Source organism: Arthrobacter sp. StoSoilB13, from assembly GCF_019977255.1.
Classification (GTDB): domain Bacteria; phylum Actinomycetota; class Actinomycetes; order Actinomycetales; family Micrococcaceae; genus Arthrobacter.
In genome coordinates this window covers 411699-428825 of record NZ_AP024648.1, presented here as the reverse complement: position 1 = coordinate 428825, position 17127 = coordinate 411699, and the positions used below count along the sequence as shown (strand labels likewise).

At 63.6% G+C, this 17127-nt stretch carries 12 protein-coding genes and 2 pseudogenes; 10 read left to right on the top strand and 4 right to left on the bottom strand.

Going from position 1 to position 17127, the window contains the following annotated elements; all coding sequences use genetic code 11:
* Positions 1–6: 6 nt before the first annotated feature.
* Positions 7–1374, bottom strand: a complete 1368-nt coding sequence (locus LDP01_RS14230; RefSeq protein ID WP_224093448.1) for an MFS transporter — start codon at positions 1372–1374, stop codon at positions 7–9.
* Positions 1375–1755: 381 nt separating this feature from the next.
* Here LDP01_RS14230 and LDP01_RS14225 point away from each other — a divergent pair.
* Positions 1756–2291, top strand: a pseudogene (locus LDP01_RS14225) (transposase); the annotation flags it as partial.
* Between the two features lie 359 nt (positions 2292–2650).
* On the opposite strand, the gene LDP01_RS14220 reads toward LDP01_RS14225, so the two are convergent.
* On the bottom strand, positions 2651–3322 hold the full coding sequence (locus tag LDP01_RS14220) for a GntR family transcriptional regulator (RefSeq protein ID WP_224093438.1): 672 nt from the start codon (positions 3320–3322) through the stop codon (positions 2651–2653).
* 148 nt (positions 3323–3470) lie between these two features.
* Between LDP01_RS14220 and glyA the strand changes: the two are divergent.
* The 7 genes and pseudogenes from glyA to purU all read left to right on the top strand — a co-directional run bounded on the left by glyA (position 3471) and on the right by purU (position 12341).
* Positions 3471–4857: pseudogene (glyA, locus tag LDP01_RS14215) on the top strand (serine hydroxymethyltransferase).
* Positions 4854–6074: a sarcosine oxidase subunit beta family protein gene (locus LDP01_RS14205; protein ID WP_224093436.1), complete on the top strand. Its 1221-nt coding sequence runs from the start codon at positions 4854–4856 to the stop codon at positions 6072–6074. The pseudogene glyA and the gene LDP01_RS14205 overlap by 4 nt, the downstream one beginning before the upstream one ends.
* A gap of 17 nt (positions 6075–6091) precedes the next feature.
* Entirely contained in the window at positions 6092–6463 is a 372-nt protein-coding gene (locus LDP01_RS14200) for a sarcosine oxidase subunit delta (protein ID WP_224093433.1), read from the top strand.
* A 2-nt stretch (positions 6464–6465) separates the two neighbouring features.
* A complete protein-coding gene (locus tag LDP01_RS14195; RefSeq protein ID WP_224093431.1) occupies positions 6466–9411 on the top strand; it encodes an FAD-dependent oxidoreductase in 2946 nt (981 codons plus the stop codon).
* The gene (locus LDP01_RS14190) at positions 9404–10048 is read left to right on the top strand and encodes a sarcosine oxidase subunit gamma (RefSeq protein ID WP_224093428.1); all 645 of its coding nucleotides are present in this window, start codon (positions 9404–9406) and stop codon (positions 10046–10048) included. Before LDP01_RS14195 ends, LDP01_RS14190 begins: the two co-directional genes overlap by 8 nt.
* Complete coding sequence (locus tag LDP01_RS14185) at positions 10048–11439, top strand: L-serine ammonia-lyase (protein WP_224093426.1); 1392 nt, start codon at positions 10048–10050, stop codon at positions 11437–11439. Before LDP01_RS14190 ends, LDP01_RS14185 begins: the two co-directional genes overlap by 1 nt.
* 2 nt (positions 11440–11441) lie before the next feature.
* A complete protein-coding gene (gene purU, locus LDP01_RS14180) occupies positions 11442–12341 on the top strand; it encodes a formyltetrahydrofolate deformylase (protein ID WP_224093424.1) in 900 nt (299 codons plus the stop codon).
* A gap of 84 nt (positions 12342–12425) precedes the next feature.
* Here purU and LDP01_RS14175 read toward each other — a convergent pair whose 3' ends face one another.
* Entirely contained in the window at positions 12426–13916 is a 1491-nt protein-coding gene (locus LDP01_RS14175; protein WP_224093422.1) for a PucR family transcriptional regulator, read from the bottom strand.
* Between the two features lie 109 nt (positions 13917–14025).
* On the opposite strand from LDP01_RS14175, the gene LDP01_RS14170 reads away from it, so the two are divergent.
* Positions 14026–15615 (top strand): purine-cytosine permease family protein, encoded by a 1590-nt coding sequence (locus LDP01_RS14170; RefSeq protein ID WP_224093420.1) that lies wholly within the window; start codon positions 14026–14028, stop codon positions 15613–15615.
* Positions 15612–16559, top strand: coding sequence for a polysaccharide deacetylase family protein (locus LDP01_RS14165; RefSeq protein WP_224093418.1), 948 nt, complete (start codon positions 15612–15614; stop codon positions 16557–16559). Before LDP01_RS14170 ends, LDP01_RS14165 begins: the two co-directional genes overlap by 4 nt.
* 69 nt (positions 16560–16628) lie before the next feature.
* Here the strand turns inward: LDP01_RS14165 and LDP01_RS14160 are convergent, their stop codons facing one another.
* Positions 16629–17120, bottom strand: coding sequence for a DUF456 domain-containing protein (locus tag LDP01_RS14160; protein WP_224093416.1), 492 nt, complete (start codon positions 17118–17120; stop codon positions 16629–16631).
* Positions 17121–17127: the final 7 nt, after the last annotated feature.

Genomic DNA, 17127 nt, shown 5'->3' with positions numbered 1-17127 from the left:
TTGGTTTCAGTCCTGCTGCAGTGGCTTCTTGGAAGTCTCGGCGGCGAACAGGACTGCGATGAGGGAAACAAGGGCGGCAGCCACGAGGTACCAGCCGGGGGCCAGTTGATTGTGGGTCATGCCGATGAGGAGCGTTGCCATGAACGGCGCAGTACCGCCGAACAACGCGTTGGAGAGGTTGAAGCTGACAGCGAATCCTGTGTAGCGGACCTTCGTCGGGAATAGTTCGGCCAGGAAGCTCGGCAGGGTGCCGTCGTTGAGGGTCAGCATTCCGCCCAGCAGGATCTGGACCAGCACGATCACCAGGAAGTTGCGAGTATCCAGGAGCATGAACGCCGGGACCGTCAGCACCACGAACAGTACAGACGCCGTGATGAGCATGCGCTTGCGGCCGAACTTGTCCGACGCGATGCCGGTCAGGAAGATGAAGCCGATGTAACTTGCCAGGGCGATGGTGGTGGCAAGGAACGATTCCGCTGCTCCGAAGCCCAGTTCCACGGACAGGTATGTGGGCATGTAGCTGAGGATCACGTAGAAGCCGACGGCGTTCAGCAGCACTGCGCCCGTGGCGATAATGAGCTGCTTGCGGTAGGTCTTGAACATCGCCAGGGCCGGAGCCTTGACAGGGGTCTCCTTCTCGGACAGTTCACGGAACGCAGGGGTGTCCTCGAGCTTGGTGCGGATGTACCTGCCGATCAAGCCCATGGGCGCCGCCAACAGGAACGGCAGCCGCCAGCCCCATTCGTTCAGCTGTTCCGGCGTCAGGACTGAACTCAGCAAGGCGGCCAGCAAGGAGCCCAGCAGGAGACCCGCTGCGGTACTGGCAGGCACGACGGCGGCATAGAGTCCGCGACGATTCGACGGCGCATACTCCACCAGGAAGGCGGACGCGCCGGCGTACTCCCCTGCAGCGGAGAAGCCTTGGACCACTCTTACGAGCAACAGCAAGATCGGGGCCACGACCCCGATAGTGGCGTAGCCGGGAATCAGGGCGATGCAGAACGTGGCTACCGACATCAGGACGATCGAGAGCGACAACGCCTGCTTCCGGCCCAGCCTGTCTCCGATGTGGCCCCAGATGAATCCACCAAGCGGCCTTACGAAGAAGCTGACGGCGAAGACACCGAAGGTCGCGAGAAGGGCTGTCTGGCGATCCGACTCGGGGAAGAAGACGGTCGAGATGATGCCGGCCAGGTATCCGTAGACGGCGTAGTCGAACCACTCTACGAAGTTGCCGATGAAGCTTGCGGTGACCACGCGTCGGCGCGTGTCCTTGCTGACTGTGTGATTGGGGCCGGCTTCGGGAGAAGTGCCGAGTCCACCATTGGACTGATCTCCCGGAACGGCTGCCACAGAGGAAAGTTCATTACTCATGTGTCCACCAAGAATATTTGGGGTTGCATTAGAAGCAACGCTGTTGCACCAGACTACGTGTGGGCCGCGTCACGGTCAAGACTATTTTCAAAAGTCGTATTGGGGTTTGTTTGGCGTTCCGGGTATGTTCAGCGCTCGCGAGCCCGATCCAGTGTTTGTTGCATCTGAAGCGACTGAGTTGCACCAGTCGCCCCACCCCTCGGATGTTCTCTCACATCCAACGGCCCTTTTCCGGACGTTCTCTCACATCCAACGGCCCATTGCGGGACGTTCTCTCACATCCAACGGCCCATTGCGGGACGTTCTCTCACATCCAACGGCCCACTGCGGGACGTTCTCTCACTTTCATAAAGAAAGCCCGGCATCGGACACCCACGGTGAGGAGCGGAGTTCTGGCTCGCGGTACTGACTGAGATCAAGAACCGGGGTGTGGAGGACGTGTGCATCACTGTCTGCGACGGCCTCAAGGGCCTGCCGGAAGCGACCAACACCGCCTGGCCCTTGGCAGTGGTCCAGATCTGCATCCTGCATCTGGTGCGGAACACTTTCCGCTACGCCTCAAGGAAGACTGGACCGAAATGGCCCGGACCTCCGCCCGGTTTACACGGCGCCGTCCGAGCCCGCGGCCAAGGAACGCCCTGGAGAGTTCACCGGTAAATGGGGCAAGCAGTATCCGGCGATCATCCGGTTGTGGGAGAACGCGTGGAGCGAGTTCGTCCCCTTGCTGGACTACGACGTGGAGATCTGTCGCGTCATCTGCAGCACGAACGCATCGAATCCTCAACGCCTGCTATCGTCGCGCAGTCAGGGCCCGCGGACACTTCCCGACCATCCCGGCGGCCGTTAAATGCCTCTACCCGGCCACCCGCGCACTGGATCCCACCGGGAGGAGCAGAGCACGACGGATTGCACGATGAAAACCGGCCCTGAACGCCTTTGCCATCGGACACTCCCACGGTGAGTGCCGACGTCGGGCTTTAGCGCGTGACAGCGAGTCAGATGCCGCCGAAGGATTTGAGGGAACCTCGGCCAAAAGACCGTCGGACGTGAGGGAACCTCGGCCAAAAGACCGTCGGACGTGAGGGAACATCGGCCAAAAGACCGTTGGATGTGAGAGAACATCCGCCAAAAGACCGTCGGATGTGAGAGAACATCCGCCAAAAGACCGTCGGACGTGAGGGAACATCGGCCAAAAGGCTGGTGGATGTGAGAGAGCATCGGCCAAAAGACCGTTGGATGTGAGAGAACGTGCCGGCGGCGGAGCGGGCGGGGGGCTCTAGAGGACCTTGCGGATCGTCTCTTCGAAGCTGACTACGTGGTGCAGGGCCAGTTCGGCGGCGCGGTCTTCGTCGCCATCGGCGATGGCTGTCAGCAATTCCGCATGCTCGGAGATGTGGCCCGAGACGGAGGGCATCCGTTCCAGCATGTAGCACCAGATGCGGGTAGCCAGGTTGTCATACCGGATCAGGACGTCTTCCAGGTGTGCGTTCGCGGAGGCCTTGTAGATCAGGCGGTGAACCTGGATGTCGTAGCGCATGAGTTCCTGCGAGGAATTGTCCTGGCCTTCAAGATCGCGAATTGCGCCAGCGACAGCGCGGAGTTCTGAACGCATTGAAGGGCTGGCCATGCGGGCGGCTTTCCTGGAGGCGAGTGGTTCCAGGAGCTCGCGGATCTCGGAGACCTCAGCGAGCTGGGTGATGTCCACGCCCGTGGCAAACGTCCCACGCCGCGGGTAGGAGACCACCAGGTGGTCGCTTTCAAGACGCTTGATGGCTTCGCGGACGGGCGTGCGTCCAATGCCGAGTTCCGCAGCAATCTGGCCATCGTTGATGGGGTCGCCGGGCTTGATGTCCAGCATGATGAGCCTGTCGCGCAGGAGCAGGTAGGCGTTCTCCGCCAGGGACGAACCCTGTGGAGCTGATTCCAGTGCTTCCAATGCTGCGCTCATTGCTCTCTCCCGTTGTCGCCAATCCAGTTTGGGTGGATTGCCGCAGACCTGTTGACGACCTTGTGATCTTCAACATACTATGGCAATAGTTCTAATATATCAGTTGCCTAACAGTCGGCCACTAGACAAGCTTTTGAAGGAGAACACCATGGTTGAACCGCTGATCCGCCCGCTCGCACAGGCGGACCCGGAGGTCGATCAGGCGATCGCCCTGGAACTCATCCGCCAGCAGTCCACGCTGGAAATGATCGCCTCTGAGAACTTCGCCCCCACGGCCGTCATGGAAGCACAGGGCTCAGTCCTTACCAACAAGTACGCCGAGGGCTACCCGGGCAAGCGCTACTACGGCGGCTGCGAACACGTTGATGTGATCGAACAGCTGGCCATCGACCGCCTGAAGTCCCTGTTCGGCGCAGAATTCGCCAACGTCCAGCCCCACTCCGGCGCCCAGGCAAACGCCTCGGCAATGCACGCACTGATCACCCCTGGCGACACCATCATGGGCCTGAACCTCGCCCACGGCGGCCACCTGACGCACGGCATGCGCATCAACTTCTCCGGCAAGCTGTACAAGGTTGTCCCGTATGGCGTCCAGGAGGACACGCACACCATCGACATGGCCGAGGTGGAGCGCCTCGCCCTGGAAAACAAGCCGCAACTGATCGTGGCCGGCTGGTCGGCGTACTCCCGTCACCTGGACTTCGCAGAGTTCCGCCGCATCGCGGACCTCGTGGGCGCCTACCTGATGGTGGACATGGCCCACTTCGCGGGTCTCGTCGCAGCTGGACTGCACCCGAGCCCGGTCCCGCACGCCCACATTGTCACCAGCACCACCCACAAGACCCTGGGCGGTCCCCGCGGTGGCGTCATCCTGACGAACGACGCCGACATCGCCAAGAAGGTTAACTCCGCCGTCTTCCCCGGACAGCAGGGTGGCCCTCTGGAGCACGTCATCGCAGCCAAGGCCGTAGCGTTCAAAATGGCTGCCGAGCCGGAGTTCAAGGAACGCCAGGTCCGTGTACTTGAGGGTTCCAAGATCCTTGCCGAGCGCCTCCTCCAGGACGACGTGGCCGCAGCCGGCATTTCCGTGGTCAGCGGTGGGACCGACGTGCACCTGGTACTCGCCGATCTCCGCCACTCCGTCCTTAATGGCCAGCAGGCCGAGGACACGCTGCACCGCATCGGCATCACGGTCAACCGCAACGCCGTCCCCTTCGACCCCCGCCCGCCGATGGTTTCCTCGGGCCCTGCGCATCGGCACCCCCGCCCTCGCAGCCCGCGGCTTTGGCGCCGAGGACTTCACCGAAGTCTCGGACATCATTGCGACGGCGTTGATCGCCGCAGCGAACAGCGGCACCAACGGCGACGGAACCGAAGCAGGCACCGATGGTGACGTCACCCTTGACGATGCGACCGCCGTCGAACTCCGCCGCCGCGTGAGCGCGCTGGCCGACAAGTTCCCGCTTTACCCACACCTCAGCAACGGCAACGACGCCGCAGCTGAACTCGAAGAAATGATTGGAGCAGCCCAGTGAGCGCGGACCACCTCCCCGAACACCCCGACTTCCTCTGGCGCAACCCGGAACCGAAATCCTCGTACGACGCCGTTATTGTCGGCGGCGGCGGGCACGGCCTTGCAACGGCCTACTTCCTGGCCAAGAACCACGGCATGACCAACATCGCCATCCTTGAAAAGGGCTGGCTGGCCGGTGGCAACATGGCCCGCAACACCACCATCATCCGGTCCAACTACCTCTGGGACGAGAGCGCTGCGATTTACGAGCACGCCCTCAAGCTGTGGGAAATCCTGCCGGAAGAGCTGGAGTACGACTTCCTGTTCAGCCAGCGCGGCGTAATGAACCTTGCCCACACCCTGGGCGATGTCCGCGAAAGCATGCGCCGCGTGGGCGCCAACCGCCTCAATGGTGTGGACGCAGAGTGGCTGGAGCCGGACCAGGTCAAGGAACTCTGCCCCATCCTGAACACCAGCGACAACATCCGCTACCCCGTCATGGGCGCCACGTATCAGCCGCGTGCCGGCATCGCCAAGCACGACCACGTGGCCTGGGCCTTCGCCCGCAAGTGCGATGAACTCGGCGTGGACATCATCCAGAACTGCGAAGTCACCGGCTTCATCAAGGACGGAAACCGGGTTACGGGCGTCAAGACAACCCGTGGCACCATCAACACCGAAAAGGTAGGCCTCTGCGCCGCAGGCCACAGCTCGGTCCTTGCCGAGATGGCCGGGTTCCGCCTCCCGATCCAGTCCCACCCGCTCCAGGCGCTCGTGTCTGAACTGCACGAGCCGGTCCACCCTACAGTGGTCATGTCCAACCACGTCCACGTTTATGTGTCCCAGGCACACAAGGGTGAACTGGTGATGGGCGCTGGCGTGGACTCCTACAACGGCTACGGCCAGCGCGGATCGTTTCACGTGATCGAGGAGCAGATGGCAGCCGCCGTGGAGCTCTTCCCGATCTTCGCCCGGGCCCACGTGCTCCGGACCTGGGGCGGCATCGTGGACACCACACTGGACGCCTCGCCCATTGTTGGGCTTACCCCGGTGGAGAACATGTTCGTCAACTGTGGTTGGGGAACGGGTGGCTTCAAGGGCACTCCTGCGGCTGGCCTGACCTTCGCGCACACCATCGCAACCGGCGCCCCGCACAAGCTCAACAAGCCCTTCGCCCTGGAACGCTTCGAAACCGGAGCGCTCATCGACGAACACGGCGCCGCAGCCGTGGCCCACTAGTAAGGACGGGAAAAGACATGCTTCTCATTTCATGCCCCAACTGCGGGCCACGCGACGAAACCGAATTCCACTACGGCGGCCAGGCGCACGTTGCCTACCCGGAGAACCCGAACGAACTCACCGACCGCGAGTGGGCCGAGTACCTGTTCTACCGCGAGAACACCAAGGGTGCATTCGCCGAACGCTGGGTCCACAGCACAGGCTGCCGCCAGTGGTTCAACATGCTGCGGGACACCGTGACTTACGACATCCACTCCATCTACGCGATGGGCCAACCCCGCCCGGATACAACCGGCGAGTACGGCCAGGCCGGCGGAGCAGGCCTCGCCCCCGGCGCCCCCACCACCCCGACGGCCACTGCCGCCCCCACCTCCTCGGAAGGAGTCTAGAAGTGACCAGCAAGAACGCACGCCTCGCCACTGGCGGACGCATTGACCGCAGCATCGCTTGGCGCTTCACTGTGGACGGCCAGGAATTCACCGGCCACCCCGGCGACACCATCGCCTCGGCGCTGCTGGCCAACGGCCACATCAACGCAGGCAACTCCCTTTACGAGGACCGCCCCCGCGGCATCATGGCCGCCGGCGTGGAGGAATCCAACGCCCTGGTCAAGATCGCTCCCCGCTTCCCGGGCCACGTTGCCGAATCCATGCTCCCCGCCACCGCCGTTTCACTCGTGGACGGCATGAACGTTGAGCTGCTCTCCGGTTTGGGCAAGCTTGACCCTGCCGAGGACAAGGCTGAGTACGACAAGAAGTACGTCCACACGGACGTCCTGGTGGTCGGCGGTGGTGTTGCCGGCCTGGCAGCCGCCCGTGAAGCAGTCCGCACCGGTGCCCGCGTCATCCTGATCGACGACCAGCCCGAACTGGGCGGTGCACTGCTCTCCGGTTCCACGGCCGAAGGCCTGCAGGAAACCATCGAGGGCAAGCCTGCCCTGGAATGGGTTGCCGACGTGGAAGCGGAGTTGGTCTCCGCCGAAGAATGCACCGTGCTGAACCGCACCACTGCCTTCGGTTCCTACGATTCCAACTACTTCATCGCAGCGCAGAACCGCACGGATCACCTGACCGTTCCGGCCGCGCCGGGCGTTTCGCGTCAGCGTATCTGGCACATCCGCGCACAGCAGGTTGTCCTGGCACCGGGTGCCCACGAACGTCCGCTGGTCTTTGAGAACAACGACCGCCCGGGCATCATGCTCGCCTCGGCTGTCCGCACGTACCTCAACCGCTACGCGGTCGCGGCCGGTTCACGCGTCGTCATCAGCACCACCAACGACTCCGCTTACCTGCTCGCCGCAGACCTGAAGGCAGCAGGCGTGGCGATTGCCGCCGTCGTCGATGCCCGTCCGCAGATCAGCGCGAAGGCCGCTGCCGCCGTCGAGTCCGGTATCCGGGTCCTCATTGGCAGCGCAGTTGCTGACACGAGCGCCGATGACAAGGGCCGCCTCAGCGGCGTCACCGTCCGCAGCATTAACGACGACGGCGAACTCACCTCGGGCGTCGAGCAGATCGCCGCAGATCTCCTTGCTGTTTCCGGCGGCTGGAGCCCAGTGGTGCACCTCCACAGCCAGCGCCAGGGCAAGCTGCGCTGGGACGACGAGCTCGCAGCGTTTGTTCCGTCCACGGTGGTTCGGGACCAGCAGGTTGTTGGCGCAGGCCGCGGCAGCTATGAACTCCAGGACTGCCTCGCAGAGGGCATCTCGGCTGGAGCGGCAGCATCCATCGCTGCTGGTTTTGAGTCCGCAACCACCCCGGTGGACCTGCAGGCACCCGTGGCTAGTGCGCCGACACGCCAGTTGTGGCTGGTTCCCGGCCAGGAAGGCGAACCTGGCGAGTGGCACCACCACTTCGTTGACTTCCAGCGTGACCAGTCCGTGGCTGACGTCCTTCGCTCCACGGGCGCCGGCATGCGCTCGGTGGAACACGTGAAGCGGTACACCTCCATCAGCACCGCCAACGATCAAGGCAAGACCTCCGGCGTCAACGCAATCGGCGTCATCGCCGCTGCATTGAAGTTCGGCGGCGCGGAAAGCGTACCCGGCGTCGGCGAGATCGGCACCACCGCCTACCGCGCACCGTTCACCCCGGTCGCATTCGCCGCTTTGGCGGGCCGCCAGCGCGGGGAGCTTTTCGATCCCGCCCGAGTGACCTCCATCCACCCGTGGCACGTTGCCCAGGGTGCGCTGTTCGAAGACGTCGGACAGTGGAAGCGCCCTTGGTACTACCCGCAGTCCGGCGAGGACATGGACACGGCAGTCCTGCGTGAGTGCGCAGCAGTCCGCGATTCCGTGGGCTTCATGGACGCAACCACGCTGGGCAAGATCGAGATCCGCGGCACGGACGCCGGCGAATTCCTGAACCGTGTGTACACCAACGCCTTCAAGAAACTCGCACCGGGATCCGCACGCTACGGTGTCATGTGCACCCTGGACGGCATGATCTTCGACGACGGCGTGACCCTGCGCCTGGACGAGGACCGCTACTTCATGACCACCACCACCAGCGGCGCTGCCAAGGTGCTGGATTGGCTGGAAGAGTGGCACCAGACGGAGTGGCCGGAACTGGACGTCGTCTTCACCTCCGTCACGGAGCAGTGGAGCACCATCGCCGTCGTTGGTCCCAAGTCCCGTGCAGTGATCGCGAAGGTTGCCCCGCAGCTCGCCGAAAACGGCGGCCTGGATGCTGAAGCCTTCCCGTTCATGACCTTCCGCGAAACCACGCTGGCATCGGGAGTGCAGGCACGCGTTTGCCGTATCTCCTTCTCCGGTGAACTGGCCTACGAAATCAACGTTCCGTCCTGGTACGGGCTGAACACCTGGGAAGCCGTTGCCGCCGCAGGTGCTGAGTTCAACATCACCCCGTACGGCACGGAAACCATGCACGTGCTCCGCGCCGAGAAGGGTTACCCGATCGTCGGGCAGGACACCGACGGCACGGTCACCCCACAGGACGCAGGCATGGACTGGATTGTTTCCAAGGCCAAGGACTTCATCGGCAAGCGCTCCTACCTCCGTGAGGATGCCAAGCGCGAGGACCGCAAGCACCTGGTGAGCGTCCTTCCCGTGGACCACTCGCTGAGGCTGCCCGAAGGCACACAGCTTGTGGAGAAGGGCATCCCGGTCAACCCGGCGTACGGACCCGTCCCCATGGAGGGCTTCGTAACTTCGAGCTACCACAGTGCCGCTTTGGGCCGATCCTTCGGCCTGGCCCTGATCCAAAACGGCCGCAACCGCATCGGCGAGACCCTCGTGGCCTCGGTGGGAGACCAACTGGTGGACGTGGTTGTTGGCGAAACCGTACTTTTCGATGCTGAAGGGACCCGCAAAGATGGCTGAAACAGCAACACCAGCAGAAACCGCACACGTCGACCGCGTACGGGGAGCCCGCCGCAGCCCGGCCGAGCACCTAGCTGACGCCTTCACCTCCGGCTCAGTGCCGGGCACCGTGACGCTCAAGGAAATCCCGTACCAGGCCATGGTGGGTATCCGGGTTGAGCGAACGTCCGACGCCGGTGCCCGCGTCGCCTCCATCACCGGCGGCTTGCCTGCCACTTGTGGTGAAGTGACGGAGGCCGGTTCCGTGAACACACTCTGGCTTGGCCCCACCGAGTTCCTGGTAGTCGCTCCGGAGGAGTCCCACGACTCACTCGGCGGCTCCTTGGTCAGCGACCTGACCAAGGCACTGGGCAACGATGAAGGTCAGGTGGTGGACCTGTCCGCCAACCGCACCACGTTCGAGCTCTCCGGCAGCCACGCCCGCGCTGTGCTCGAAAAGACGTGCTCGCTGGACCTTCACCCCCGCGTCTTCAAGGCCGGCACCGCCGTCTCAACGGAGCTCGCACACATCCCCGTGATGCTTTGGAAGACCTCGGATGAGAACTACCGGATCTTTCCCCGGGCCTCGTTTGCCGATTTCCTGGGACGCTGGCTTCTTGATGCCATGCGGGAGTATGCCTCCCCCGAGGTCCCCTAATGGCACTGAGTGTGCTTGACCTGTTTTCTGTTGGCATCGGGCCGTCGTCGTCACACACGGTCGGCCCGATGCGGGCGGCAAAGCAGTTCACGGACGGTCTTGAATCGTCCGGCCAGCTTCCGGCCACGGTGCGCGTCCAGGCTGAGCTCTTCGGCTCCCTGGGCGCCACCGGCCGGGGCCATGGCTCCGACAAAGCCGTGGTGCTGGGGCTGCAGGGCCAATCACCCGAAACTGTCGACACCAAAACGGCTGATGACCAGGTGGCCGCGGCTGCCCTCGACGCCGAACTGCGCCTGGGTGGCGACCACCGGGTGGACTTCAACTGGGACGAGGACGTGGTCCTCCACCGCCGCAAGTCCCTTCCGGCACACCCCAACGGCATGACGTTCCGGGCACTTGACCACACCGGGGCAGTACTGCGTGAGCGCAGCTACTACTCGATCGGTGGCGGCTTCGTGGTGGATGGGGACGCCACGGGCACGGACAAAGTAGTAGCCGATGACACCGTGCTCCCCTACCCGTTCTCCACTGCTGACGAGTTGCTCGCTATTTGTTCACGCGAGGGCATGTCGATTTCCGATGTCATGCTGGCCAACGAACTGGTGTGGCGATCCGAGGACGAGCTCCGCGAGCGGCTCCTCAGCATCTGGGCCGTCATGCGCGAATGCGTGGACAACGGCTGCTCTGCCGAGGGGATCCTTCCTGGAGGTCTGAAGGTCAGGCGACGGGCGCCGTCGTTGTTTAAGAAGCTTTCCGAAACCGACGCCGAGCTGAACGGCAAATCCTCAGCTGACCCCTTGCTCGCCATGGAATGGGTGAACCTGTTCGCGTTGGCCGTCAACGAGGAAAACGCGGCCGGCGGCAGGATCGTCACCGCGCCAACCAACGGTGCCGCCGGAATTGTGCCGGCCGTGCTGCACTATTACACCAAGTTTGTTCCGGGGGCCAACGACGACGGTGTCGTGCGGTTCCTGCTCGCGGCAGCAGCCGTCGGAATTCTGTTCAAGATCAACGCGTCCATTTCCGGCGCCGAAGTTGGCTGCCAGGGTGAGGTGGGTTCCGCCTGCTCCATGGCCGCCGCTGGTCTTTGCGAGGTTCTGGGCGGGACGCCGGAGCAAGTGGAGAATGCGGCCGAGGTGGGCATCGAGCACAACCTGGGCCTCACGTGCGATCCCGTAGGCGGGCTGGTGCAGATCCCGTGCATCGAACGCAATGCCATCGCCAGCGTCAAGGCGATCAACGCTGCCCGCCTTGCCCTGCACGGCGATGGCAGCCACAAGGTGTCCCTGGACAAAGCCATCAAGACCATGCGCGAGACAGGCGCCGACATGAAATCCAAGTACAAGGAGACCTCCCGTGGAGGCCTCGCCGTCAACGTAGTGGAGTGCTAGCCATGACTGCCGTCCAAACTGAAACCTCTGTTACCCCTGCCGAAGAAACCACCGTGGAGCACGTCCTTACCCTGGACTGCCCTGAAGGTCCCGGCATTGTGCACGCTGTGTCCGGCTTCCTGCTGGAGCATGGCTGCGACATCATCGACAACAAGCAGTTCGGTGACCGTGCCGAGGGCCACTTCTTCATGCGGGTGCACTTCGCTTCCTCCGGTGACGAATCAACCGTGGACACGCTGCGGGCTGCGTTTTCCCCTGTGGGCGAGAAGTACAACATGAACTGGCAGCTGGAACGCCAGGGGTCCAAGCGTCGCGTGTTGATCATGGTCTCGAAGTTCGGGCACTGCCTCAATGACCTGCTGTTCCGTGCGCGGATCGGTGAGTTGCCGATCGATGTGGTGGGCGTCGTGTCCAACCACACGGACCACCAGGGCTTGGCGGAGTGGCACGGGATTCCCTTCTTCCACGTCCCTGTCACCGCCGCTACCAAACCTGCGGCGGAAGCGCGTTTGCTGGACATCATCGACGAGTTGGACGTGGAACTCGTTGTGCTGGCCCGGTACATGCAGGTGCTCAGCGACGATCTCGCCCGCAAGCTCGACGGGCGCGCCATCAATATCCACCACTCGTTCCTGCCGAGCTTCAAGGGTGCCAAGCCGTACCACCAGGCTTACGCCCGTGGAGTGAAGACCGTGGGCGCCACCGCCCACTACGTCAACGGCGAGCTGGACGAGGGCCCGATCATCTCCCAGCAGGTGGTTGAGGTGGATCACACGTTCGGACCGGACGATCTCGTAGCCGCCGGTCGGGACACGGAGTGCAAGGCCCTCAGCAACGCCGTTCGTTGGCACTGCGAAGGGCGGATCATCCTGAATGGGAACAGGACGATTGTGCTGAAGTAAGGCCTTGCGCGCCCCATTTCGATGGTCCGCTACGCATTAGACGTATTAAATCGTCGTGTGCGCAGCGGGCCGTCGTTTTGGCGTCTAAGGGTTCTGTAGGCGAGCCAACCGCGCCGCCAGATGCAGGGCTGCGAGCCGTCCCGTTCCACGCGGATCTCCCCCGCACAGCTCGAAGATCCGCTGCAGCCGGTGGTGCATGGACTGCCGTTCCAGGTGCAGTTCCCGTGCGGCCTGGGCTGTGTTGCAGCCGGTGTCCAGCCAGACGGTCAGCGTCCGGAGAAGCTCGGATCGCCGCAGTTGGTCATGCTCGACGACGGCCCCCAGCTGCCGCTGAACGAACCCTTCTCGGGTGGCTGGGTCCAGATGTTCCTCGACGAGGCGTTCCATGGCGAAAGCTTCGGCATCCACCACGCCACCTCCCACCAAATCCAGGTCCAAGGTCCGGCGAGCCTCGGCCAGCGACCACGGGGCCTCATCGATCCCCTTGCCCACCGGGCCAAGCGCTATCGCTGAACCGGCCGGCGTCTCCAATGCCCTGAGCGCGTCCATCAGCGTTACCCGGGTAGCAGCGCCATCGCCAACGGACGCGAGTGCGATCAGCTCCGCGTTATCTGCATAGCTGGCGCTGTGCGGCACGTTCGCACGCAGCAATGCATCCAAGGCCGAGCGGAGATGCCCGGCACCCGTGGAGCGGATCACCAGCGCAGCAACAGGGCCATTGGCGGGAAAACCCGACGCCGGCCCGAGCTGCTGGAGCTGCCACGATTGGCTCCCGGAATTGATGGCCCGCATCAGTTCGATGCCCGCCAATTCCTTCAATCCCGGCGGCATCCGCTGCAACAGGGCCAGGCCAAGAATGTCCACGGACCGCTCTCCCGCCACGCGCGCGAGGCCGGTGTCGCCGTCGTCGGGCACTCGCAGCTCCAAGCGGGCGGCGAGGACGCCACGCACAGGCACATCAACTGTGATGAGCCCGCGGTCCTCCACCGGCGGCGCTGAGCCTGGTGCGGAACCTGCTGCGGAACCCAGGGTAAGGCCCGACGGCGATACCAACCGCGCGCTGACACCCGTCCTTTCTGCCAGGACAGCCAGAAGTTGGTCAAGTCCGCCGCCATGGGCGAGTTCGGCGGCCATCGCGTGGCTGGTTTGGTCGCCGCGTTGAAGCTGTTCGACGGACTCGCTGACCAGGAGGGAGTTGATCTCCTGCATGACGGCGACGAACGGTACAACGTGACGCAATTCAATAACGGGTAGGCCTGCGGCTTCGGCGGCTTCCAACATAGGACCCGGAACCTCTGGCAGCGTCGGTCCGGTTTCCAGGGCCAGTGCGGCTATCCCGCGGGCTGCCAGTTCCCGGACGTATTCGGCTTGCCGCCCGGCGCTCTCAAGCGCAAGCGCCTGGCCGCCGCTGAGGAGCAGCTCGCCGCCGCTGAGGAGCGGAGCGATGTCCAAAACCTCGCTGGAGTGCACCCAACGGACGGGGCGGGTCAGGGCGTCCGCCACTGAATTAAGCAGGCGTGGCTCAGCGGCTTTGAGACTTTCACGTTCCAAAGCCTGGCCCAGAAGGATAGGCATGACACTCCGTATGGTCGAATGCAGTTTCTTTAGACACATCGTATCTTGTTGCTGTGATCTGTGGCACATACGCTGAAAGAGTCCCTTTCACACACGGAGGCTCCCCCTCATGCAAGACAACCTCTCCCCGGCCTCACCGCAGCCTGCCTCACCCCAGCCTGCCTCACCCCAGCCAGGCTCATCGCAGCCAGGCTCATCGCAGTCAGTTCCGGCAACGGCGCCGGCCCATGACAGCGAAGCCTGGCTGCAGCCCATCCCCGAGTCAGACCGCACGCGCAAGGTCTCGGGCCAGTTCTGGATCTGGGCCGGCGCCAACCTGGCCCCTATCAACTGGGTGCTGGGCGCACTCGGAATCCACCTCGGCCTCGGCTTCGCCGACACTGTGTTTGTGCTCGTCCTGGGCAACCTCATCGGCATGCTGCTGTTTGGCTGCTTCGTCCTCCTCGGCCAAAAGACCGGTGCCACCGGCATGGTCCTTGCCCGGGCCGCGTTCGGCCGTCGCGGCAACTATCTCCCCGCCGCCATCCAGGCTCTCCTGGTCATCGGCTGGTGCGCGGTCAATACGTGGATCATCCTGGACCTGGTCATGGCGCTCTTCGGAACGCTGGGCTGGGTGGACCCCACTGAAAAGAACTACGCCTGGAAGATCGGCGTGGCCACCGTCATCATGGCCGCCCAGGTTGCCATCGCCTGGTTCGGTTACAAGGCCATCGCCGCTTTTGAAAAGTGGACTGTTCCGCCCACCATCATCATCCTGGCCGTCATGTCCGCCGTGGCATGGTTCGGTATGAAGATCGACTGGGGTTACGCAGGTCCGGCCGGCAACATTCTTGAAGGATCCGAGCGGATCGCGGCGATGAGTGCGGTCATGACTGCCATCGGCATCGGCTGGGGCATCACCTGGTTCACCTACGCCGCGGATTACTCGCGCTTTGTCAGCACCTCGGTTCCCAAGCGCAAGGTCTACCTGGCCTCGGTCCTTGGCCAGTTCATTCCCGTGGTCTGGCTCGGTGTCCTCGGCGCGAGCCTTGCGACAAACAGCGGCGAGATCGACCCCGGCAAGCTGATCGTCCAGAACTTCGGAGTCCTTGCCCTTCCCGTCCTCCTCATGGTGTTGCATGGCCCCATCGCCACCAACATCTTGAACATCTACACCTTCTCCGTGGCCACGCAGGCCCTGGATATCAACATCAATCGTCGCAAGCTCAACCTGTTCGTGGGCGTCTTCTCGCTCCTCGCCGTGGTGTTCTTCATCTTCCAGGAGGACTTCGCCTCCGTACTGGACGCCTGGCTGATCGGCCTCGTGGCGTGGGTAGCTGCCTGGGGCGGCGTCATGTTGGTGCACTATTTCTGGCTGGAGAAGCGTTGGCCGGGCAAGGTGGAACGGCTCTTCGACGGCGTCGGCACACGCCGCCTCCCCGTGATCAACTGGGCCGGCATCGTCTCCCTGTTGGTTGGAATCTTCTGCACCTGGCTGTTCATGTACGGGCTGATACCCGTAATGCAAGGCCCCATCGCCGTGGCACTTGGTGGTTGGGATCTCTCGTGGCTGGCCGGCGGACTTACCAGCGCGGCAGCCTACGCCATCCTCGGCCCGCGGGCGCACCGGAAGTACGTCCTCGCGGACGAAAACCACGTCTCCGCCAGTGCATCGGCAGCATCAGCTACTCCCGTCGTTCCCGAAAGGACCACAGCATGAGCCAGCCTGCCTTCGCGGACTCCCTGCACCCGATCACCTGGCCAGAGGGCTTCAAGGCCGCCGCGTCCTTCACCTTCGACGTCGATGCCGAGTCCTGCACCATCGCCCACGATCCGTCCAGCACCCGGCGCATGTCACTCATGAGCCACCAGTCCTATGGCCCAACGATCGCAGTCCCGCGGCTCCTGCAGATCCTGGATCGCCAGGGCATCAAGGGAACGTTCTTCATCCCCGGCTTCACGGCCGAGAGCTACCCGGACGTGGTGGGCAGGATCGCTGATGGCGGGCACGAAATCGCCCACCATGGTTACCTTCACGAGCCCATGCAGGGAATCGACGCCGCAACCGAAGCCAGTTACCTGGACCGCGGTTTGGAAGCTCTCGCCAACGTCGCGGGTGTTCGGCCCGTGGGCTACCGGGCTCCGTGGTGGGAGTTGAACTGGCAGTCTCCCGCGCTGCTCGCGGACCGCGGCTTCCTGTATGACTCAAGCCTTCTCGACGGCGATGCCCCCTACCGCATGTCAGTGGCCGAGGATGATCCCCGGGACATCGTGGAAATCCCTGTGGACTGGGCACTGGACGATTGGGAGCAGTACGCGTTCTACCCCGGCATCACGGGCAGCGGGGTCATTGAAAGCCCGGCCAAAGCCTTGGAAATGTGGACGCTCGAGGCCCAGGCGCACCACGCCCAGGGCAGCTGCTTCGTCCTGACCAACCACCCGTTCATCTCCGGCAGGCCGTCCCGGGCCGTCGCGTTGGAGCAGCTGATCGAACGGGTCAAGGGCCTCGAAGGTATGTGGGTCACCACGCTTGCTGAGATCGCACAGCACACGAAGGACACGGTTCAGGAAATCCACACCCACGCCCGGATCGACGTCCCTTTGTTCCCAGGAGCCGGTGCTTCATTCCGTCCAGCCCAGTTGCGGGTACCCAGCCTCCGCTAGTTCCCGCCGAGATGGCAAAAGATGACAATCCCACGGCCTGGGATTGTCATCTTTTGCCATCTCGGTGAACTAGGACAGCCACACCCCGATGACCCACGTGCTCGCAGCGGCACATGCGAGGCCGAACTCCACGAGAATCCCGATGCCGGTCGCCTTCAGCGCGGCGCCGCTTGAGCGGACGGCCGTACGGAAGTCACGGGTCCGCTGGACCTCGCTAAGCAAAAGCCCGACGGCGAACCCCACCAGGAGCCCGATCACTGGAATCACGAACATCCCCACGACGCCAAGGACTATCCCAATCAGCACAGACCTGTTGGGAATCCCATGCTGTTTCAGCTTCCGCCCTGTGAGCACGGCACTGGCGGCCATCCCTGCCACCACGAACACCATGCCGATGGCGAAGATCACCCAGCCGAGCGTTCCCGCACCACCCCAAATGGCCCACGCGAGCAGGCTCGCCCCAATGAGGATGCTTCCCGGAAGGACAGGGATGATGGTTCCGGCCACACCCACGGCAATGGCCAGGCCGCAGAGGATGGTCACAACGAGTTCGGCGTTCATGGCCCCA